Here is a 20,564-nt window from a genome sequence, read left to right as displayed (position 1 = left end):
GGACAGCCCAAAGCCTCGGCTCTTGCCGAGGCGGGGGTGCGCCTCCAGAATCAGCACCGTGAGCGATCAACCCGAGACCGGCGAAGTCCGCGAAGTAGGCGCGGGTGCAGAGTTCGAGGTCGTCCTCTCCGTGCCCGGCGGGACAGGCTACCGGTGGGAAGTGGCGACAGTTGCCGAAGGGACAAAGGTGGTCGGCGAATCTCCGGCGCAGGCGGTCGAGGACTCGAGACCCGGGTCTCCTCGCGCCCAGCGCTTCGTCCTCAGGGCGGGCACCGCGTCCGGCAGGGCCCTCTTTCTACTCAGAAGACCGTGGGAATCGAATCCAGTGAGGGAACACGCGGTGGACATCAGAGTGCGCCCGTGAACCTGCCGCCTAGCAGTACCGGAACCTGCCGCCTAGCGGGATCGCCACCGGCGGCTGAGGAAGCGGAGGAGGAGCCCCAGCGCCACGAGCCCGAGTCCCAGGAGGACGAGACCACCGTACACATGGGATTGGTCCTGGGCGGCCGAGTGGCACTCCGCCACCCAGTCGGCCCCGGGCGGCGCGACCGCGCTGGCTGGAACCGGACTGTACGCCGTGGGAAAGGCCGCACCACAGCGAGGCCCTACTGGCAGGGCGAACCCAAGGACCAGGCCGAGCACCGCCAGAGCGGCACCCGCCCACAAGTGCCAACGAGGAAAACCCTTCTGGTCCGCCACCGGCCCTCCCGGTCTCACCGTCCCGAGTGCGAGCCAACGCTCTGCTTCTACTGGTTGCCCATCTTCCCGGACCCCAGACAGGTCGGCAACCGATTGGTAGGGCTACTGGGACTTGAACCCAGGACCAAGGGATTATGAGTCCCCTGCTCTAACCGGCTGAGCTATAGCCCCTCGGCCTGCACAGCCTGAACCGTGCGGCCTTTCCATCCTAGCGTCAGGATCGGAGGTCAGGAGTTCGGCGCGATGGTGTCCGCTCCGCGATAGAACGCCTCGAAGGTGTCGAGGGTGTACTTGATGCTGTGCTTCTGCACCATCTCGTGGCTGACCTTCCCCATCGCAATCCGTTCCGGTTCCGGGAGCTGGAGGATCCTGCCGAGCTTGTCGGCAAGGTCTCCGCTGTCGTTCGGGCGGAACAGGAAGCCGTTCTCGCCGTCGCGGACGAGGTGCGGAAGTGCCATGGCGTCCGCGAGCACTACCGGGGTAGAAGCACTCATGGCCTCGAGCGTCACGAGCGACTGGAGCTCAGCCGTTCCGGGCATGCAGAAGACGTCCGCACGGAGGTAGGCCTCCCGCAGCTCCTCGTCCGGGACCAGACCGAGGAATCGGACCCTGTCTCCCAGACCGAGACGAGCGGCCTGGGCCTCGAGGCGCGGCCGGATCTCGCCGTCGCCCACCACCTCGAGGTGCACGTCGAGCTCCGCTGGAAGCTTCGTGACGGCGTCAATGAGGACGTCTATGTTCTTCTCCTCCGCGAGCCGACCCGCGAAGAGCACAGTGGGCCAAGGGTTCTTCTTCAGCTGCTCCCCGGGCCTCAGCTCGTAGGCGGGCGAGTCGATGCCGTTGGACAGCGGGATCACCTCGTGCAGGAACGCGTGGTCGCGCATGGCCTTCGCGGCGAGCGGAGTCGGCGTCGTGACCACGTTGGCCTTGCCCATGATCTTCCCCATGTCCTTCCAGGACACGCGGCCGATGATGTCCTTGACCCATTGCGGGAACGGCAGGAACGGGTTGAGGTTCTCCGGCATGAAGTGATTGGTCGCCACGACCCGGATCCCTCGCCTGACGGCCTCGTACAGGACGTGTTCGCCGATCATGTAGTGGCTCTGGATGTGCACGACGTCCGGCTGGACCCGATCGAAGAGGAGCGAAATCTCCTTGTTGATCTCCCAGGGGAACACGACGCGGAAATACGGGTGGGTCGGCACGGAATGCGAGCGAAGCCGGTGAACTGTGGCCTCCGGCCGGAACTCGCTGAAGCTCCTGCCCTTCTCAGACCTGCTCGACAGCACATGCACGCTGTGGCCCCGGGCGCTCATGCCCTTCGCGAGGCGGTAGCCGAACTGCGCTGCTCCGTTGACGTCCGGCGGGTACGTATCGGCGGCGATCAGGATCGTCAGCGGCTTATGGCTCTGTGCCTCGGGGTCGGGCAGGGTCACGGATCTCTCTCCTGGTCGGCCGGTCACTGCCCCGGTTCGGCGGAGCCGCGGAGTTCGCGAGCCGCTTCGTTCCGTCGGTTCTTGACCTCGGGGTGGTGCCGGGACAGGGCAACGACACCCACGATAGCAATGAGTGCAGCTGCAGCCATGCCAATCGCCACAACCGGCGCGACATGGGGCCTGAGCTCGTGCAGGATCGTGATGCCGATTGCCACTCCCACCATCGGGTCGATGACCGTGAGCCCGGCGATGACGAGATCGGGAGGACCGGCCGAGTACGCGTTCTGGACGAACCACGAGCCCAACCCGCCCGCGGCCGCGATCGCGATGATCGAGTACCACTGAACGTTCAGCAGGAAAAGGCCGTTCGGGTCGAGGATCTGGCGGCCGATGATCCGGGTGAGCACTGCAACGAACCCGAAGAGGACGCCGGCGCCGAGGATGAACACAAACGCGTTGAGCCGCTGCCGGAAGGCGGCCGCGAGGCCCCCGAAGACGCAGATGGCAAGGGCTAGCAGGAGGACGATCGTGAGCTCCTCCCCCGACGTCACATTCTGGTTCTCCTCGGTGGCATTGACGGCCAAGAGCACGAAGAGGGCCGAGCCGGTGACGCAGGAGGAAATGGCGACGACGGTGGGCCGGTTGAGGGTGATCCCCTGGTCTTTCGAGTTCACGACTGTCGTGATGACGAGCGCGACGGCTCCAATCGGCTGCACCACCGTGAGCGGTGCGGTGACGAGGGCGAGCATGTTCGACACCAGGCCGAGGCCGAGGAGGAACAGCCCGAGGAGCCATCGTGGATTGCGCAGGAGCCGCAGGAATCCGTTGGAACTGAGCCCGAGGCCACCCGTGTCGAACTTGACCGCGCTCCCCTGCCGCTGCGCCCCGAGGGCGAGGAAGAGGGCTCCGAGGAGCGCGAGGACGACGGCGAACCACACCATCAGGAGCGCACCTCCCCTGAGTCGTGAGGGCCGTCGTCGTCCCCGGGGCGCCGCTCGCTGCGCACTCCCCGGCCCTTCCGCACGATGGCCCAGAAGTAGTTGTAGCCCGCGACCCAGTGGCCGAGGAGCCCCAGCGCGAGGAATACCCACGCGAGGACGAGGTAGTCCCCAGCGCCCTCGATCCGCAGCTCCGAGAGGACCAGGAGCGGCGTCCCGACGAGGAGGAGCGCAGTGCGCACCTTGCCGATGCGGCTCACTGGAAGGTCGGGGTGGTTCCGGAAGTAGAACAGTGAGGCCGTGCCGAGGACGATGTCCGGCACTACGAGGGCCAAGAGGTACCACCACTGGACGACGCCAGCGAGCACGAGCGTCAGCGCGACAGCGAGCAGGGCCAGCCGGTCGGCTGCCGGATCGAGGACCCTGCCCAGCTCCGACATCTGGTTGAACCGGCGGGCCACATATCCGTCAACCCAATCGGTGCATCCCATGATGCCGAGCACGAGCAACGCCCAGCCGTACTCGCGGGGTCCGAGCACGAGCCACATGAACAGGGGGACGCCCATGAAACGGACGACGGTCAGGACGTTGGGGACCGTGAACACCCGGTCGCGGGGTACCGAGGCCCGTCCGGGCCGGGAACCAGCGCCGAACACCCTCATCAGCAACCCCGTTTAGTGGCCCTGGAGGGCCTCAGCTCTTCACCAGCTTGCGCAGGAACACGACAAAGGCGGTGCTCGATACCGTGAATGCGGCGATCGGCGCCCAGCGTTCCTTGACAGCATCCCCCACGCGTTGGGAAGGCGTCGCGTTCTGTGCCCTCTCTGCTGCCACCGGGAGCGCCCGCTGCGCCTGGCCGCCCCCGGCCTCGATCGCTCGGGGCTGGGCCGAGCGGGACTGGGCCGACCGGATCTGCGCGGCTGAACGCGCCCTTGCGAAGGCGGCGCCGCGAACCCGGTAGAGAGCAGCGCGGGCGTCCTCGGCGAGTCCCTCAGCCTGACGCTTGACGTCGAGCTCTTCGACGAGCTCGTCACGCACATCGAGGATGTGATCGCGGCGCTTGGCGATGCGCTCCCGAAGTTCGGCCTCGGTCGGAGTCGGGGGCTTGATGCGTCCGTGCGCCCGGTCGTCGGCAGCCTTCTCCATCTTTGCCCGTGCCGCTGCCGCTTCCTTCTCAGCCTGGGCCCGCTTGTACTGGATCGTCGACGGGTCGAGGACGCGCGGATCGAAGTCCCGCCCCTCCTTGATGATGGCGAGATCGTGCCGCAGTCCGCGAACGGCGTCAGCAGGGTAGAACGGCATGGCCTTCTTGATGCGCCCCATGCCGATGAGAGAGGCGACGAGGAGGATGAGGAGGCAGGCCGCACCGACGATCAGGGCGGCGAGCCACCCCGGCATAATCGTGGCGAGGCCGAGGATGGCGGCGACCACAAGGGCGATGACGAGCAGGCCCAGGAACACGAGTGCCACCCCGAACAGGGCAGCTCCGATGCCGGCTTGAACGCCACGGTCCTTGAGCTCGTACTTCGCGAGCGCGATTTCGTCATTGAGCTGACGGGGTGCCAGCCGCGCTGCCTGCCCCATAAGGTCCGGCAGCGCCGCGAGGCGCGGCCGCCTCCCGGCAACCGTGTGGCGTCCACTCATCGCTGGGGCCCCTTCCCTTCGGCCGAGTCTCGGCGGCCAGTGTCTCCGGCGCGACCGCATGGCGGTCCGTCACCAAAGCTACCATTGCCCCAAGCAGACTCAGGCCAAGCAAGGAGGCGGTGCGTGGTCTGCTCAGCCGATGGCGCCGAACGCCGTTTCGGCGACGAGGAACTGCTCCGCCGCCTCAACGGCTGCCGCGAACGCGTCTGCGTCAGTCACCGAGCCCCGTGGCCCGCGGGGCTGCCACTCATGACGGGCGGTCAGGACAGGCTCGAGGCCGTCGCCGGGTGGGGCGTAGTAGATGGCAAAGCGCTGGACCGGCCAGCCTGCGGGGGTCTCAGGGGCGACGAGCACGGCGGCCTTGGACGCATAGTTGATCCATTGTGCGATCGGGCGTCGGTGGTCGCGGACGAACATGCCGTCGGCGTAGTGCTCAGCGGATCCGTCGCCGTAGATCCGCTCGTAGCGCACTCGCCAGATCGTCAGCAAGGGCCCTTCGTAACGGGTCCATCCGGCGGGCAAGGCAACGTTCCTCGCGGCCATGGATCCATGATATTCCGCGACCCGGCTCCCCCGACTGGACTCGAACCAGTAACCCTTCGATTAACAGTCGAATGCTCTGCCAATTGAGCTACGGGGGAATGGACCGGCAGCCATTGAAAGGCACGACGGATCCAAGCTCCCCCGACTGGACTCGAACCAGTAACCCTTCGATTAACAGTCGAATGCTCTGCCAATTGAGCTACGGGGGAAGGCGCAACGCGGTCCAGATTAGCAGGGAGCCGGCGCGGATCGGAAATCGGCCGCACCCTCCAGCTCAGTCCCGCTGACGCAATCGGCGGCGTCGCAACTCCAGCTCCATGAGCTCACGGTTGAGGCTCTGGTGTTCCTCGGGCGAGGCACTCGGGTCCATGCGCTGAAGCCGACCGATGAGCTCGGCCTTCCGCGCCGTAATCTGAAGCTCGAACAGCCCGGCGAGGATGTCCCTGCAGTACCGATCGAGCGACTCAGGAGTCGACGCAGGCAGCGGCGTCACCGCGAGCTCGGCAAGCATCGGCCACAACGGTTCGGGGGCCTCCTCGCGGATACGTTCCATCCATTCCGCGGCGCCTTCCCCCGTCGTGGCCGGCCTGCCAGCGGCAGTCATCGCGGCGTGGACGGCCTGATAGGCGGGCGCAGTGAAATGAGCTTGGCCGAAGTGCTGCCAGGCCTCGTCGTCGAGGGTCTCGGGGTATTGGAGTGCCACCTCGAGGGCCTGCCGCTCCATCGTCGCGACAGGGTCCCGCGGGTCGGGCCCCTGGGCCCGGGCCGCAGGGTAGGCAGCACCGGCCCCGGCCGCGTAGGAGGGCCCTCCGGGGGCGGATGACTGGGGGCGGCCGGGGGCGGCTGACTGGGGGCGGCCGGGGGCGGCTGACTGGGGGCGGCCGGGGGCGGCCGACGGCGGGCGGCGGGTCGCTGCGCCGACTGCGCGGGCAACGTCGTCGGGCGCCATGCCGAGCCACTTGGCGAGTTCGCGTGCATAAGCGGGGCGGATCGCGTGGTCACGGATCTGTGCGACGACGGGAGCTGCCTCTCTGAGCGCCGATACGCGCCCCTCGACCGTGTTCAGATCGTGCTTCCGCAGAGCTGCCTGGATCGCGAACTCGAAGAGCGGCCGACGCGCTTCGATGAGGGCCTGCACGGCAGCGTCCCCGCGGTGCTGTCGCAGCTCGCAAGGGTCCATGCCGCTGGGCTCGATCGCCACGAAAGTCTGCGCGACGAACCTCTGATCCTCCTCGAATGCCTTGAGCGCCGCCTTCTGCCCGGCGGCGTCGCCGTCGAACGTGAAGACGACCTCTCCCCCGGTCCCGTCGTCCGAGAGGAGCCGGCGGGCGATCTTGATGTGCTCGCTCCCGAACGCGGTGCCGCAGCTCGCGACTGCCGTGTCGATTCCAGCGAGGTGGCAGGCCATCACGTCGGTGTAGCCCTCGACTACGACGAGCTGGCGCTTCTTCGCGATGCTGCGCTTCGCGAGGTCGATCCCGTAGAGGACCTGCGACTTCTTGTAGAGGCTCGTCTCTGGAGTGTTGAGGTACTTCGGGCCCTGGTCGTCATCGAACAGCCGGCGCGCGCCGAAGCCGATGACGTCGCCCGCGATGTCCTTGATGGGCCAGACGAGCCTGCCGCGGAAGCGGTCGTAGAGCCCCCTGTTTCCCTCGGAGAACATCCCCGTCAGCTTCAGCTCGTCCTCTCGGAAGCCCTTGCCGCGGAGATGCTTGAGCAGGCCGTCCCAGCCCTGTGGGGCGAACCCCACACCGAACTGTTCCGCGACCGAGCGGTCGAAGCCGCGCTCGAAGAGGAATTGCCGGCCGGCGGCAGCGCCAGGGCTCAGCAGCTGGTCCCGGAAGTACTCGGCGGCGATCTTGTGAGCGTCGAGCAGCCTCTGCCGGCGCCCCACCTCCTCGCGGCGCGGCCCGGCCCCCTCCTCGTAGTGGAGCTCGTAACCGATGCGGGCGGCAAGCTTCTCGACTGTCTCGGCGAAGCCCGTATGGTCGAGCTTCATCACGAAGCTGATGACGTCTCCGCTCTCGCCGCACCCGAAGCAGTGATACGTCCCGACCTGTGGGCGCACATGGAACGAGGGTGTGCGCTCGTCGTGGAACGGGCACAGCCCCTTCCACGACCCGATGCCTGCGCTCTTGAGCGTGACATACCCCTCGACAACCTCGCGGATGTCGGTGCGCGAGCGCACCTCTGAGATGTCCTCGGGTTTGATCAGGCCTGTCACGCCACCACCTTAGTCCGTCCCTTCCGCCAGAGGCTCCAGCTGCCAGCCTCGCCTACCAAAGGCTGGGCAGGCTTCCGACCAGGCGCTCGTACCATGCGAGGGCCGACGCATCGGTGAGCGATGCAACCTGGTCGATCACGACGCGAAGCCTCGCCGAGTCATCGGCGGCCGCACGCCAGTCCGCGGCGAACATCGGCTCCAGATGCCGGTCGTCTGTCGCGCTCAAGGCCGACACGAGGGAGTGGAGCACCTCACGCTGCCGCTCATAGATCGGCTGGCGGTGGTCCGTCGTCATGACGAACGTTGTCGCGAGTCCCTTCATCACGGCAATCTCGATGACCGTCTCCTGCGGCACGACAACTTCCCCGGCATATCGGGTGAGCGGGGAATCGCCGTAAGCAGCCCGAGTGAGCTTGAGCGCGCTGTCGCAGAAGCGGCCGATCAGCTGGCTCGTCATGTTCTTGAGCGCCGCCATCGATTTCCGGGATCCGTCGGCCTCCAGCACCCACACGGGCGTCGATTCGAGCCGCGCCAACGCCGCATCGATCTCGGCGGGATCGCTGTGCGGGAGGTACCACTGCTGCGTGTACCCGATGACCCTTGCACGGTGGTCGGGATTCGCCATCCAACGAAGCTGGAATTTCCCGGCCACAATCGCGTCCTCGACGTCGTGCACGGAATAGGCGATGTCGTCCGAGAGGTCCATCACCTGCGCCTCGATGCAGCTCCGACCGACAGGCGCTCCGTCCCGGATCCAGTCGAAGATCTCGAGGTCGTCCTCGTAGGCCCCGAATTTGCTGGTCCGTTGGCCGTGCACTAGAGGGGCGGCGCGAGCTGTCCACGGATACTTGCAGGCAGCATCGAGGCTTGCTCGCGTGAGGTTGAGCCCCGCGGGCCGCCCATCGGCGTCGAGCACCTTCGGTTCGAGACGCGTGAGGAGCCGCAGCGTCTGCGCGTTGCCCTCGAAGCCGCCTATCCGGTGCGCGATCTCGTTGAGCGCGCTCTCGCCGTTGTGTCCGAAGGGCGGGTGGCCCAGATCGTGGCTCAGGCAGGCAGTGTCGACGACGTCCGGATCGCACCCGAGGACGCGCCCGAGCTCGCGGCCCACCTGCGCAACCTCGAGTGAGTGCGTCAGGCGGGTCCGCACGAAGTCGTCGGTGTCCGGGGCGACCACCTGGGTCTTGGCACCCAAGCGGCGGAGCGCGGACGAATGGAGGACACGGGCCCGGTCACGTTCGAAGTCGCTGCGGTAGCCCTTCTTGCGAGGCTCCGCCACCCACCGCCGGCTGTCTTCCTCCGTGTAGGTGCCGAGCGCGTTCCGCCCCTCCCTGAGGACCTCAGCCACCGGAGACATCCAACTCCGCGGCCGCGATCTCCCGCGTCTGGTCGTGGTCCATCGAGCGGCTCTCGAGCCAGCGGTCGGGCAGCGCAGGGCGCTTGGGCGAGCCCGCCCGACCGCGCGGCCCTTCGGCGTCGGCACCCGGGTAAGGGGCTTCGCCGTCGAGTTCGGCGAGGAGGTCGCGCAGGACCTCGAGGGTGGAAACCTGGGCAAGCTTCGCGCGGAGCTCGCCGCCCACGGTGTAGCCCTTGAAGTACCACGCGACATGCTTCCTGACGTCCCGGAGGGCCTTGTCCTCGTCCTCGAAGTAGTCCACGAGGAGCTCAGCGTGCCGATAGAACGCCGCGGCCACCTCGCCCAGCCCCGGACGAATCCGGTCGCCCCTGCCCTCGAAGGCGGCTTGGAGGTCACCGAAGAGCCAGGGACGCCCTTGGCAGCCGCGCCCCACGACGACGCCGTCCACTCCTGTCTGCCGCACCATCCGGATCGCGTCCTCGGCGCTCCAGATGTCGCCGTTGCCGAGCACCGGGACGTCGGGAAGTGCCTCCCGAAGCCGTGCGATCGCATCCCAGTCCGCCGTCCCCGAGTAGAACTGGGCACACGTGCGACCGTGCAGGGCCACGGCGGCCACACCTGCATCGCGTGCGATCCGCCCCGCCTCCAAGTACGTCAGGTGGTCGTCGTCGATCCCCTTGCGCATCTTGACCGTCAGCGGGACGCCGCCGCGCTCCGCCTCGCGCACGGCGGTCGTGACGATGGACGTGAACAGATCGGTCTTCCAGGGGAGGGCGGACCCCCCGCCGCGCTTGGTGACCTTGGGAACCGGGCAGCCGAAGTTGAGGTCGATGTGATCGGCACGGTCCTCCTCGACGAGCATGCGGACGGCCCGGCCCACCGTGACCGGATCCACGCCGTACAGCTGGACCGAACGCACCTTCTCGTCGTCGTCGTGGGAAATCATGCGGAGCGATTCGGGATGCCGCTCGACGAGGGCACGCGACGTCACCATCTCGGCGACGTAGAGGCCACCGCCGAACTCCCGGCACAGACGACGGAACGCCGTATTCGTGATGCCTGCCATCGGCGCCAGGACCACAGGCGTCTCGATCGTGAGGCGCCCGAGCTGCAGTGGCGGCAGCTCGAGCCGTGCCGGCGCTGAACCTTCAGGCGCTGAGCCTTCAGGCGCAGGGAATTTGGGCACCGAGCCTTCGGGCGCGATGGCTTCGGAGGGAGCAGAGGGCACAGCAGTCACCCGTCCATTGTGTCAAACGCCGGCAGTCCCTCCACGACGGCCTCCGACGAGATCCCGACTACGGGTTTCCCGGGCCGCCACCAGAAGAGGTCACCGCTGAGAGGAGCGATCTCGTCTTCGCCCAGAATCCGAGCAAGTTCGAGCATGGCCTTCGCGTCCTCAGCCGTCTCAGCCGTGCTGCGCTCACCCAGGATATGAATCCCGAGCAACCGGTGCGCGGGAACGCAGAACAATGCTCCCCTCGGGCCGATCTCGAGCCCCAGGACCTCCATGAGGCGCTCGGGATACGCGAGCCATGCGGCCTGACGAGGGTGCTCGGACTCGCATACGAGCACCGCCGCACCGGCCGGGGACGTGTAGACCGAGAGCTCCCCTGGGCCCGCTTCGAAGAGGTTCGATTCGGCAGCCCGCCACGCGGCCTCAACCCCGCCGGCCCTTGCGAGGTGGATGTCGGCAAGCAGCGCGGAGGCCTGGCTGTGGCGGACCGCCAGCAGGAGCGGCATCCCGCCCACCCTTCGCGCATAGGTGTAGTCCTCGGAGAGCCGGCCTTCGGGGATCCGGCCCGCCGCTGAGAACCGGGGGAACAGCTGCTTCCCCAACTCGTCCCGATCGAGGTGCGGAGGGGCGGCGAGCGCGCTTGCGATGAGCTGCCCGATCATGTCCGCAACGAGATCAGGCCAAGCATCCTCTCGGGCCCGGGCCGCTTCTCGGGCGATTGCTGAGAATCCGAGGGTCGCGCCGGGAGGCCGGAAAGGTCCTCCCGTGATGACGATGTGGCTTCGTCTGTCCCACGCCCGGTAGCCGAGACTTCTGACGGCTTCCGCGCAGTGGCCCCTCAGGAGATCCGCCCTGCTCGCCGTGAATCCTGGAATGTACGGGTCTGGTGATTCGGGGCTGGTTTCCGCTGAACGGTCGTTCTTCAGCCTCGCTGCCTTGCCCATGGTTTCCCCCGCTCCCCCCGGCGCCCTGTTTCTGGAGCGCCTGTTGGGAGCGACGCTACGTGACCGCACCAGAGCGGGGGCCTCGGCGGGGGCCTATGTGGATAACCCCCCGAACCCGCGCCTACGCGATGCAGTTGCAGACCAGTGCGGCGAAATACCTTGCGTTCAGTGGCTCGACGTCGAGGTAGAGGCTCGGCTCGATGAGCTCGAGTTCGCTGACGCACCACCGCCCCTCCCAATTCAGAAGGTCGACTCGCGCGTAGTCCGGCACGCGGCCGATGTGATCCTCGGCTGCACCGACGGCGGCGAGGGCGACCTCGGCCCGCTCATCGCCGAGGGCCACGGCACGCCTCGAGGCGGCCTTGTCCACCTGTGTGGACGGGACGCCGGCGAACACGAATACCGAGGACTCGCCCAACGAGTGGATGGAGCCGACGTACGGCTGCGCGAGCCATCCGCCGTCGTCGTACGCAGGGGCCTCGACGGTGCCTTTATTGGCACGGGGTGCGGCAGGGACGCCGGGTGCGGCAGGGACGCCGTCCTGTCCCGGGTCCGCGAGGAGGGCCACCCCGCAGCCGCCTGCGCCGACCCTCGGTTTCACGACCACCGGCCCCCACCGCGTAAACACCTCGGCGAGCCTCGTCCCGTCTCGGTGCAGCTCCGTTGTCGGGACCGCGGGCACACCAGCGCGGGCGAGATCGAGGAGATAGGCCTTGTCCGCACTCCAAGCCACGGCTTCGGCTCCGTTGAGCAGGCGGGTGTCCGCCGCGGTGCGATGGGCCCACTCGAGGAACTCGGGGAGGCGCTCGTGATAGTCCCAGGTCGACCGGATGGCGACCGCGTCGGCCCGGGACCAGTCCACGCCCGGGTCGTCCCACACCGCCCAATGGGCGTCGACGCCCAGCTCCGCGCAAGCATGGACGAGCCGGTCTCCGCCGTTTTCCCCGCCGGGGCGCCCCCGCCACGTCGCCAGGAGCAGGACGGGTCGGGCAGTATTGCGATTCATTCTCATCACCCTACCCGGACTGACCCACGGGCGGGTGGCGCTGCCCTCGGCCCCGGAATTCGTCCCTTGGAAAGTCCCCTGGAAGTGGGAGAGGGTTCGAGCGGGAATACTGCGTGTCCTTCGCGGTTGCACCCCACATGACAACGATCGGCTTCATCGGCAGTGGACACATCGGCTCCCAGCTCGCGCGCCTCGCGGTGCGCTCCGGCTACGACGTGGTGATGAGCAACTCGCGCGGCCCCGAGACCCTTTCCGGGCTCGTCGCCGAGCTCGGCCCGCATGCGAGGGCTGCCACCGCCCGTGAGGCGGCACGCGCGGCGGACATTGCCGTCGTCTCGATCCCGCTCAAGAACATCGGCGACGTGCCCGTCGACGAACTCGCCGGGAAGACAATCATCGACACCAACAACTACTATCCGCAGCGCGACGGATCGATCCCCGAGCTCGAGTCGGAGGAGAAGACGAGCTCCGAACTGCTCCAGGCCCATCTGCCGGCTTCGCATGTTGTGAAGGCGTTCAACCACATCTACGCCCGCGAGCTTACCGAGCACCCGCTTCCGGCAGGATCGCCGGACCGGCGTGCCCTCTTCATCGCCGGCGACGACGAGGGCGCGAGGGCCCAGGTGACGCACCTCATCGACGAATTCGGCTTCGACGTCGTCGACGCGGGGCCACTCGCAGAGGGATGGCGCATCCAGCCGAACACGCCCGGGTACGGGCCGCGGCTCGACAAGGCGGGCCTCACGAATGCTCTCGCGGCGGCCAAGCGCTACCGCGACATGCCGCCGCGCTAGTGTGCGGCTTCGGGGGCGGGAACCGGCGCCAGCCGGGCCGCCCCCGTCGCCTTGACAACGGCGACGGCAACCGCCGTCGTCAACGGAATCGCGAGGACGAGCCCAATCGAGCCGACAAGCGTCCTGACGACCTCTTCGACGAGTTCGGGGCCGGTGAGTGCCTCGAGCAGCGGGCGGTCGTAGAGCATGACGAGCAGGAGCACCGGCAGCGCCGCCCCTGCGTAGGCGAAGGCGACCGTGTAGACGGTCGAGGCGATGTGATCGCGCCCGATTCGCAGGGCCGACGAGAACAGGCTGCGAGCCGACGTGCGGGGCGCGAGCTCGTACAGCTCCCATACCGCGGACGCCTGGGTGATGGTGACGTCGTTGAGCGCTCCGAGGCTGGCGATGACGAGCCCACACAGGATCGTGCCCGAGATCGAGAGCTTTCCGCCGAGGTTCACGAGGGACGCTGCGTCGTGAGAGCCGACGCCCGTCAGATTGCCGGCGTCGACTGCCCACCACGCCAGGAGCGCCGTCACGCCGAGGCCGAAGATGGTTCCGAGGAGCGCAGTCGACGTCCGGGCGGAGACGCCGTGCGCGAAGTAGAGCACACCCATCATGATCGCCGTCGACCCCACGACGGCGAGCAGGAGCGGCGGCTTGCCCTCGACGAGGCCCGGAAGGACGAAGAGGGCCAGCACGGCGTAGGCTCCCCCAAGCCCGAGGAGCGCCCGAAGTCCGCGCCACCGCGCGACGGCCACGACGACGACGGCGTACAGCCCCGCGAGCAGCAGGATGGGCACCGTGCGGACGAAGTCGACGAAGACGTAGGACGGCGCTGCCGGCCCGGCCGCAGCGCCCGCCGATGGCGCCTGGAGCCGTGAGAGGTTGAGGTACCGGATCCGGTCCCCGGCCTTGACGCCGTGCGAGACCATGACGTCCGGATTCATCGCGACCTGCACCGTGACCCCGCCCGTATCGGGCTGGGTGACGGCGACGGTGCATTGGGAGAGCGCCTGGCCGAGGGTGCACCCTGACTGCTGCACGGTCTGGACGGTTCCCGTGTCCATCGAGACACCCTGGGCCACGGCATACGGGTTCGAGAGCTTGAGCCCGCTCCGATCGCCCGAGGGCCACAGGACGATCATCGCCACGAGGGTCACGAGTCCGAGTGGGACGAGGATCGCTGCGAGGATCCACGTCGCACGCCGACGCGCGAGGGCCGCGGCGGGCGTGAGTTCAGGCTCGCCGGCGCTCGAATTGCCGTGGCCTATCCCGCCGTGGCCCATCCCGCCGTGGCCCGAGCCCACGGGTCAGTCGCCGAGGACGAGGGTGTCGGGACCGAGCTGGGTGGCCGCCCCGGCCTCGAGGAGCGGATCGACTGTAGCGCGCACGGCCTCCATCGAATCGTCCACCTCGAGCAGCACGGGGTGCTGGTAGGCGATGAGCGCCAGCAGGCCACGCACAGCCTCGCGCGCGTCGGCGGGATCGAGCTCCGTGTTGTGGCCCAGGAGAACCTCGGTGGGCTCTTCGCCGTCGTCCGTCCCCTTACCGGAGGCGGCCGGCCCAGGCGACGCGTAGCTGACGGCGAAGGCACGCAGCCTTCCCTTCTTGGTCGCCGGAGCGCCAGCCCCGAACGCACTGCGGGCTGGGGCCCGAAGGACCACGGCCCCGTGCGCGCCCGAGCCGTCCGAGAGGAAGAGCTGCTGCGCCCTCCCGACGCTGAGCGGCGCAGGCGGGTCCCACGCGTGCACAGCGGCGTAGTAGCGGCCGACGGCGTCACTCAGCTCGACGGAGCCCGTCGCCAGATCCTGGACGAGCTGGGAGCTCTCCTCCTCCGAGCCGTCGCCGAACACGGGGAGCTTCAGGGTGCCGGGGCGGACGACGACGTGCCGCGAGCGCTGCAGCGGCGCAAAGCCGCGAACCCCCGCAAAGGCCTCCCCCGTGCTGCCCGACGCCGCCTTCGTCCGCAGCGGCTTCACCCCGCCGGGGGCGAGCAGCGCCGCCTCGCGGAGGCGCCGGAGGAGCTCGGTGCCCACGCCATGCCGGCGGTGGTCCCGCGCGACCTCGACGTAGGCCCACATCCGCTCGGGATGAAGCGTGCTCTCGTACACGACCCCTGCGGCCACCGGGATCCCCTGGTCCTCGGCCACGAGGCACCGGCGCCAGACCGAGCCGGTCGCGTCGTCGTGGTCTGCGTCGGGCGCGAGCTGGCCGCGGAACTGCTCCACGGCAGGCCCCTCTGGGTCGCCCCAGATCTGCAGGAGGTTCTGGTCGTCGCCCGCATGCCACGGTCGGTAGGTCAGTTCAGCCACGCGGTCCGCCCGCTCCTTGCCGTATCGGTTGCTGAGACATCGGTTGCACCGACGAGATCAGTTCTTCGTGAGGCGCTCGAAGAGATAGCCCTGGACCTTGTCGAGCGAGACCCGTTCCTGGGACATCGTGTCGCGTTCGCGGATGGTCACGGCGTGGTCCTCGAGCGTGTCGAAGTCGACGGTGATGCAGAACGGGGTGCCCACCTCGTCCTGGCGGCGGTAGCGCCGACCGATCGCCCCGGCGTCGTCGAAGTCGATGTTCCAGTGCTTCCGGAGCTCGGCCGCGAGGTCCCGGGCCTTGGGCGAGAGGTCCTCGTTGCGGCTGAGCGGCAGGACGGCCGCCTTCACGGGGGCGAGGCGGGGATCGAGGCGCAGTACGGTCCGCTTGTCGACGCCGCCCTTCGTGTTCGGCGCCTCATCCTCGGAGTAGGCGTCGACGAGGAACGCCATCATCGAACGCGTGAGCCCGAACGAGGGCTCGATCACGTACGGGATGTACCGCTCGTTGGTGGTCTGGTCGAAGTAGCTCAGTTCGTGGCCCGAGGCCTTCGAGTGGCTCCCGAGATCGAAGTCCGTCCGGTTGGCGACGCCCATGAGCTCGCCCCACTCGTTGCCCTGGAACCCGAACCGGTACTCGAGGTCGATCGTGCCCGCGGAGTAGTGCGCGCGCTCTTCCTTGGGCACGTCGAACTTCCGCATGTGGTCGGGGTTGATTCCGAGGTCCACGAACCAGTTCCAGCACGCGTCGACCCAATGCTTGAACCACTCGTCGGCGTCCGCCGGCGCCGTGAAGTACTCGATCTCCATCTGCTCGAACTCACGGGTGCGGAAGATGAAGTTCCCGGGCGTGATCTCGTTGCGGAACGCCTTGCCGATCTGCCCGATGCCGAACGGCGGCTTCTTCCGGGATGCCGTGACGACGTTGTTGAAGTTCACGAAGATGCCCTGCGCCGTCTCGGGCCGCATGTAGTGCAGGCCCTCTGCGTTGTCGACGGGGCCGAGGAACGTCTTCATGAGGCCGGAGAACATCTGGGGCTCCGTCCATTTCCCCGTGACGCCGCAGTCGGGGCACGTGATGGATTCCATGCCGTTCTCGGGCTCGCGGCCCTTCTTGGCCACGTACGCCTCGATGAGGTGATCCTGACGGTGGCGCTTGTGGCAGTTGAGGCACTCGACGAGCGGGTCGGTGAACGTCGCGACGTGGCCGGAGGCCTCCCACACCTGCTTCGGGAGGATGACGGAGGAGTCGAGGCCCACCATGTCCTCGCGGCCGCGGACGAACGTCTGCCACCACTGCTCCTTGATGTTCTCCTTCAGCTCCACGCCGAGCGGGCCGTAGTCCCAGGCCGAGCGGGAGCCTCCGTAGATCTCACCCGCCTGGAAGACGAATCCGCGGCGCTTCGCCAGGGAGACGATCGCGTCCAGTTGGGATTTGGGTGCCAAGAGATGTCCTCCATACTGATCAGGGCCGCTGGGTGCGGTCCGGTGATGTCCTCCGGTCAAGCCTACCGGCGGTTAAAGTGAGTGCCATGCATGAGGTCGAGATCCGTGAAGGCACCATCCGCCTGGGGCAGCTCCTGAAGCTGGCCTCGCTCGTCGAAGACGGAGTCGAGGCGGCCGACCTCATCCGCAACGGCCTCGTCAAGGTCAACGGCGATATCGAGGAGCGCCGCGGTCGCCAGCTCGCGGCGGGCGACGTCGTCGAGGTCAACGGCGAGAAGGTCCGACTCGTCGCGCTGGCCTGAGGACCACAGCACCGGAAGCCGCAGCCCTCAGAAGCCGCAGCCCTCGGAAGCCGCAGCCCTCGGAAGCCGCAGCCCTCATCAGACCCTCTCAAGCACTTTGAGCCTCAAAAACTCGGCGACGTGGCCCATCTCGGGGACGCTGATGCTGTGGCGGATCCCCTCGTAGACGACCTTCGTGACGTCGACGTGGTCCCGGAGCCACTCGTGGGTGTAGGCGACCTTGTCCGGCGTGATGACCGGGTCCGCCTGGTCGCGACCCCAGAAGAACGGCACTGCGCCGTCCAATTCCTCGTCGCGCACGTACGCCCACGCACCCGAGGCGTCCTGCCCCGAGCCGTCCTGCCCCGAGCCGTCCTGCCCCGAGCCGCCGTTCAGCGAGGGGTCGATCGCGAACCCCGAGAGGCCCACGACGGCTGCGAATTCATCAGGGCGGCGCCGCAGGAGCGTCGTCGCCATGGCCATGCCCATCGAGAACCCCAGGAGCGTGACGGAGGTATGGTCGGCGCGGAGGCCGTCGAGCCATCCGAGGGCGTACTCGCTGGCCGCCTCGACTTGGGCGAGGCCGAAGTCGTCGGCCGCGACGAGCGGGAACCACTGGTATGCCCCCGGGGCGAGCACCTGCGGCGCGCGCAGCGAGACGACTGTGAATTCCTCGGGGAGGAGCGGAGCCAAGCCCATGAGGTCGGCCTCGTTCGCGCCGTACCCGTGCAGCAGCACGATGAGCGGGGTCTCTGGGCGCTCTTCTTCGGGGCGGTTCCAGACTGCATACGGGGCCGGGTAGCTTTCGATGTAGCGGGAAACGCTCGGAGCCTCAGTCATGCCGACCATTCTCGCACATAGTTGAACTGTCAAGCATTCGCGTGCCGACCAACTGTTGCCCGAGGGCACAGACGGGGCATCCGCGGCGTTTAATGCAGGGAAGGAACGTCGCTGCACCGAAGAGGAAGTCGCTGCACCAAAGAGGAAACCGGAGCGGAGCGAAAAGCGAGATGACCCAGACCAGCCAACGCGAAGCAGAGCTCGCCGAGGGCGAGCGCCACCCGTGGCACCGCTATGTCGCCATGGGCGATTCCTTCACGGAGGGCATCGGTGACCCGAGTCCGGATTCGCCGGGCGGACACCGCGGCTGGGCAGACCGTCTCGCCGAGGAGCTCTCTCGAGGGAGCGAGGACTTCGCCTACGCCAATCTCGCCATCCGTGGGCGTCTCCTGCAGCAGATCATCGACGAGCAGCTCGAGCCAGCCCTCGCGCTCGTTCCCGACCTCGTGACCATCTCGGCCGGTGGGAACGACCTCCTCCGGCCCGGGAGCGACCCGGACGCCCTCGCCGTGAAGCTTGACGCCGCCGTCGGCCGCCTCGCCGACAGCGGTGCCACTGTGCTCCTGTTCAATGGGCCCGACATCGGTTCGACCCCGGTACTGGCCGCCATCAGGGGCAAGGTCGCGATCTACAACGAGAATCTCCGGACAGTGGCCGCGCGCCACGACGCCATCATCGCCGACATGTGGAGCCTGAGGCAGCTCTCCGACTCCCGCATGTGGGCAAGCGATCGGCTCCACTTCTCCCCGCTCGGACATCACACGATCGCCATCATGGCGCTCGAGGCTCTCAACGTCCGGCACGAGCTCTCCCCAATGGATCCGGCCCCTCTGCCGAGCCGGTCATGGCGGACTGCCCGGGGCGAAGACCTCGTGTGGGCCCGCGAGTACTTCGTCCCCTGGGTGATCAGGCGGATCCGCCACAAGTCGAGCGGCGACGGCATCTCGGCGAAGCGCCCGACGGCGGCCCCCGTCTTCGGGGTAGGCGTACCCTTGGGATCGGGAGACGCCGCGATCGAGGGCGCACTCGCTGACCCTGATGATGGTGGAAGGTAGGAGACGGACGTGAGCTTCTTCTGGCTGGTCGTCGTCTTCGGGTGGGTGATCCCCATCATCATCCGGCGAATGGGCCAAGATCCGCGGCGCCGGCAGCTCCCCCCGCGCGATCGTGGCTACAACCGCTATGGCGGATACCCCGGCAACCCATACCCCCGCGGTTTCCCCGGGCCGCAGCCGCCACCCCCGAGCCAGCCCTCCGGCAGCCAGCCGCCCGAGAGCCAGCCGACGGGGACGCCTCCCGGCGAGGGTGCCTGGTGGCAGCAGCCCATCCCGCCCGGAAGCTTCCCGGGGCAGACGATCCCCGATGCTTCTCGCACGCCTGACCGCACGGGCTCCGCTCCCCAGCGCATGCCGGATCAGTCCATGGCCGGCATGCCTGAGCAGTCCATGGCCGGACAGACCATGCCGGGACAGACCATGCCGGGACAGACCGTTCCCGAGGTGCCGCCCATTCCCGAGAGCTCGGAGCCCCAGGGCTACCGGGCGCGGAAGCTGGCCGAGCTGGACCGGAAGTTCACCGAGCAGAAGATCTCGCTCGAGGAGTACATGAAGGCCCGGAACGAAGTCATGCGGGGCTGACAAGCCCACGCGGACGAGGCTCGACCGGCCAGCCATTGAGCTCGAGGACGCGGCCATCCTCGCGGACGAGCCATGAGGGGTAGCCGAGCGCACGGAGCCAAGGCAGAGCACGCTCACCCCTGACGATCGCGGCCGTGCTCGCCAGGTTGGCACTCACGCAGTCGGGGGCCGCTACGGACACGCTCCGCCAGACCCGCTCGGCGGGAAGGGACGTGCGCGGGTCGAGGATGTGGTGGAGCTCGAGAGCGCCCGACCGCCACCGTCTCTTCTGGGTGCTCGACGTCGCCATGGCCCAGCCGCCGCCGAGGCGAACCTGGGTGCATGGATCGCCGGGAAGGTCTTGTACGAAGACCTCCCACGCATCCGGTCCCGCCGTTGCAAGGTCCCCGCCGAGGGAGACGAGGACGGACGTTCCCCAGCGTTCGTGGATTTCCCTCGCGGCGGAGTCAGCGGCTGCTGCCTTCGCCGTGGCTCCCAGATCGAGGGCGACGCCGGGCGGGAGGGTGAGCACGCCGTCGTCGTCGACCCGCACCGCTCGCCAGCTCTCGCTGGGCAGCACCCTCTCGATGATGCCGCCCTCGACTCGAGGGCCGTAGCCGAGGTCCGCGAGTTCGTTTCCCAGAGTCGGCGTGACGTCGCCGTTGCTGCGCTCGGCCGCGTCGAGGGCTGTCCGGATGAGCGAAGCGAGGAGTGGGCTGGCCACTCCCCCGCCAGCCCGTTGGAGGCGGCTCAGCTCCGAATCGGGGCGGAACCGGCTGCAGGCCTCGTCCACTTGGGCGACGAATGATCGGAGACATTCGAGGGCTGGCTCAAGCACGTCCTCATCCGCGACGGCGAGTCGGCAGGCGCACGTGAAGGCCTCGAAGTCGGAGGAGGCGGGCACGTCAGGAACCCGACGAATGGCCGAAGGCCCCGCCGCCCTGTGATGGCTGCAGGCCCTGCTGGAATTGCGGGAACTGCTGCTGGTCCTGCTGGGAGCCTCCATTGGAGCCGGAGGAGCTTCCGCCGGTTCCGAGATTGCCCGATGTGCCGCCCGAGGTATTCGACACGTTCTGGGCGGAAGCCGGAGCGTAGACGGCCGCCGCAATGGCGGCGGCCGCCAGCGCGCTCGAGGCCCCGACCGCGACAGCGGCAACGCGGGCCCGGCGTCGTCCCGCCTCGCGGATGTTCTGGCCCATGACTGCCCTCCCTGACTCCGGTTGTACTCGCGGCAGCGCCGTAGTTCCAGAGTGCGGCATCCCCTTGAGTCT

At 68.2% G+C, this 20,564-nt stretch carries 21 protein-coding genes and 3 tRNA genes; 5 read left to right on the top strand and 19 right to left on the bottom strand.

Annotation, left to right across the window (positions count from 1 at the left end; genetic code table 11):
- Positions 1-58 precede the first annotated feature (58 nt).
- On the top strand, positions 59-364 hold the full coding sequence (locus E6A21_RS08605) for a protease inhibitor I42 family protein (protein ID WP_171041332.1): 306 nt from the start codon (positions 59-61) through the stop codon (positions 362-364).
- Between the two features lie 429 nt (positions 365-793).
- Here the strand turns inward: E6A21_RS08605 and E6A21_RS08600 are convergent.
- The 13 genes from E6A21_RS08600 to E6A21_RS08540 form a co-directional block, all read right to left on the bottom strand.
- Positions 794-870, bottom strand: a tRNA-Ile gene (locus E6A21_RS08600).
- A 56-nt stretch (positions 871-926) separates the two neighbouring features.
- Positions 927-2,135 carry a glycosyltransferase gene (locus E6A21_RS08595; protein WP_138443730.1) on the bottom strand — a complete coding sequence of 403 codons (1,209 nt, stop codon included), beginning with the start codon at positions 2,133-2,135 and terminating at the stop codon, positions 927-929.
- A gap of 23 nt (positions 2,136-2,158) precedes the next feature.
- The gene (locus E6A21_RS08590; protein WP_138443729.1) at positions 2,159-3,076 is read right to left on the bottom strand and encodes a DMT family transporter; all 918 of its coding nucleotides are present in this window, start codon (positions 3,074-3,076) and stop codon (positions 2,159-2,161) included.
- Positions 3,076-3,735, bottom strand: coding sequence for a CDP-alcohol phosphatidyltransferase family protein (locus tag E6A21_RS08585; protein ID WP_138443728.1), 660 nt, complete (start codon positions 3,733-3,735; stop codon positions 3,076-3,078). The genes E6A21_RS08590 and E6A21_RS08585 overlap by 1 nt, the downstream gene beginning before the upstream one ends.
- 31 nt (positions 3,736-3,766) lie before the next feature.
- Entirely contained in the window at positions 3,767-4,717 is a 951-nt protein-coding gene (locus E6A21_RS08580) for a phage holin family protein (protein WP_138443727.1), read from the bottom strand.
- 132 nt (positions 4,718-4,849) lie between these two features.
- Entirely contained in the window at positions 4,850-5,260 is a 411-nt protein-coding gene (locus E6A21_RS08575) for a hypothetical protein (RefSeq protein ID WP_138443726.1), read from the bottom strand.
- Between the two features lie 25 nt (positions 5,261-5,285).
- Positions 5,286-5,358 (bottom strand) — tRNA-Asn (locus E6A21_RS08570).
- 38 nt (positions 5,359-5,396) lie between these two features.
- Positions 5,397-5,469, bottom strand: a tRNA-Asn gene (locus E6A21_RS08565).
- A gap of 65 nt (positions 5,470-5,534) precedes the next feature.
- A complete protein-coding gene (dnaG, locus tag E6A21_RS08560; protein WP_138443725.1) occupies positions 5,535-7,484 on the bottom strand; it encodes a DNA primase in 1,950 nt (649 codons plus the stop codon).
- Positions 7,485-7,536: 52 nt separating this feature from the next.
- Positions 7,537-8,838, bottom strand: coding sequence for a deoxyguanosinetriphosphate triphosphohydrolase (locus E6A21_RS08555; RefSeq protein WP_138443724.1), 1,302 nt, complete (start codon positions 8,836-8,838; stop codon positions 7,537-7,539).
- Complete coding sequence (gene dusB / locus E6A21_RS08550) at positions 8,822-10,024, bottom strand: tRNA dihydrouridine synthase DusB (RefSeq protein ID WP_138443842.1); 1,203 nt, start codon at positions 10,022-10,024, stop codon at positions 8,822-8,824. Before dusB ends, E6A21_RS08555 begins: the two co-directional genes overlap by 17 nt.
- A 47-nt stretch (positions 10,025-10,071) precedes the next feature.
- Positions 10,072-10,734: a hypothetical protein gene (locus E6A21_RS08545; RefSeq protein ID WP_138443723.1), complete on the bottom strand. Its 663-nt coding sequence runs from the start codon at positions 10,732-10,734 to the stop codon at positions 10,072-10,074.
- 403 nt (positions 10,735-11,137) lie between these two features.
- Positions 11,138-12,022: an ATP-grasp domain-containing protein gene (locus E6A21_RS08540; protein WP_138443722.1), complete on the bottom strand. Its 885-nt coding sequence runs from the start codon at positions 12,020-12,022 to the stop codon at positions 11,138-11,140.
- A gap of 137 nt (positions 12,023-12,159) precedes the next feature.
- Here E6A21_RS08540 and E6A21_RS08535 point away from each other — a divergent pair, with 137 nt between their 5' ends.
- Complete coding sequence (locus E6A21_RS08535) at positions 12,160-12,816, top strand: NADPH-dependent F420 reductase (protein WP_138443841.1); 657 nt, start codon at positions 12,160-12,162, stop codon at positions 12,814-12,816.
- On the opposite strand, the gene E6A21_RS08530 is transcribed toward E6A21_RS08535, so the two are convergent.
- From E6A21_RS08530 to E6A21_RS08520, 3 genes are read right to left on the bottom strand one after another with little or no spacing between them, the layout of a single operon-like run.
- On the bottom strand, positions 12,813-14,087 hold the full coding sequence (locus E6A21_RS08530; RefSeq protein ID WP_138443840.1) for a YibE/F family protein: 1,275 nt from the start codon (positions 14,085-14,087) through the stop codon (positions 12,813-12,815). The genes E6A21_RS08535 and E6A21_RS08530 overlap by 4 nt on opposite strands.
- A gap of 24 nt (positions 14,088-14,111) precedes the next feature.
- On the bottom strand, positions 14,112-15,113 hold the full coding sequence (locus E6A21_RS08525; RefSeq protein ID WP_138443721.1) for a GNAT family N-acetyltransferase: 1,002 nt from the start codon (positions 15,111-15,113) through the stop codon (positions 14,112-14,114).
- Between the two features lie 57 nt (positions 15,114-15,170).
- Positions 15,171-16,556: a glycine--tRNA ligase gene (locus tag E6A21_RS08520; RefSeq protein WP_138443720.1), complete on the bottom strand. Its 1,386-nt coding sequence runs from the start codon at positions 16,554-16,556 to the stop codon at positions 15,171-15,173.
- 86 nt (positions 16,557-16,642) lie between these two features.
- On the opposite strand from E6A21_RS08520, the gene E6A21_RS08515 reads away from it, so the two are divergent.
- The gene (locus tag E6A21_RS08515; RefSeq protein WP_138443719.1) at positions 16,643-16,858 is read left to right on the top strand and encodes an RNA-binding S4 domain-containing protein; all 216 of its coding nucleotides are present in this window, start codon (positions 16,643-16,645) and stop codon (positions 16,856-16,858) included.
- Positions 16,859-16,936: 78 nt separating this feature from the next.
- Here the strand turns inward: E6A21_RS08515 and E6A21_RS08510 are convergent, their stop codons facing one another.
- The gene (locus E6A21_RS08510; RefSeq protein ID WP_138443718.1) at positions 16,937-17,677 is read right to left on the bottom strand and encodes an alpha/beta hydrolase; all 741 of its coding nucleotides are present in this window, start codon (positions 17,675-17,677) and stop codon (positions 16,937-16,939) included.
- A gap of 170 nt (positions 17,678-17,847) precedes the next feature.
- Between E6A21_RS08510 and E6A21_RS08505 the strand changes: the two genes are divergently transcribed.
- Both E6A21_RS08505 and E6A21_RS08500 read left to right on the top strand, forming a co-directional pair.
- A complete protein-coding gene (locus tag E6A21_RS08505; RefSeq protein WP_138443717.1) occupies positions 17,848-18,732 on the top strand; it encodes an SGNH/GDSL hydrolase family protein in 885 nt (294 codons plus the stop codon).
- Positions 18,733-18,741: 9 nt separating this feature from the next.
- Positions 18,742-19,314, top strand: coding sequence for a hypothetical protein (locus E6A21_RS08500; RefSeq protein ID WP_138443716.1), 573 nt, complete (start codon positions 18,742-18,744; stop codon positions 19,312-19,314).
- Here E6A21_RS08500 and E6A21_RS08495 read toward each other — a convergent pair.
- Both E6A21_RS08495 and E6A21_RS08490 read right to left on the bottom strand, forming a co-directional pair.
- Positions 19,301-20,197: an FAD:protein FMN transferase gene (locus tag E6A21_RS08495; protein ID WP_212745893.1), complete on the bottom strand. Its 897-nt coding sequence runs from the start codon at positions 20,195-20,197 to the stop codon at positions 19,301-19,303. The two genes, E6A21_RS08500 and E6A21_RS08495, sit on opposite strands and share 14 nt — an antisense overlap.
- 1 nt (position 20,198) lies before the next feature.
- Positions 20,199-20,492, bottom strand: a complete 294-nt coding sequence (locus tag E6A21_RS08490; protein WP_138443714.1) for a hypothetical protein — start codon at positions 20,490-20,492, stop codon at positions 20,199-20,201.
- Positions 20,493-20,564: the final 72 nt, after the last annotated feature.

This window comes from Sinomonas susongensis (assembly GCF_005877005.1).
Taxonomy (GTDB): domain Bacteria; phylum Actinomycetota; class Actinomycetes; order Actinomycetales; family Micrococcaceae; genus Sinomonas; species Sinomonas susongensis.
This window is presented reverse-complemented; position numbering and strand designations above follow the sequence as displayed.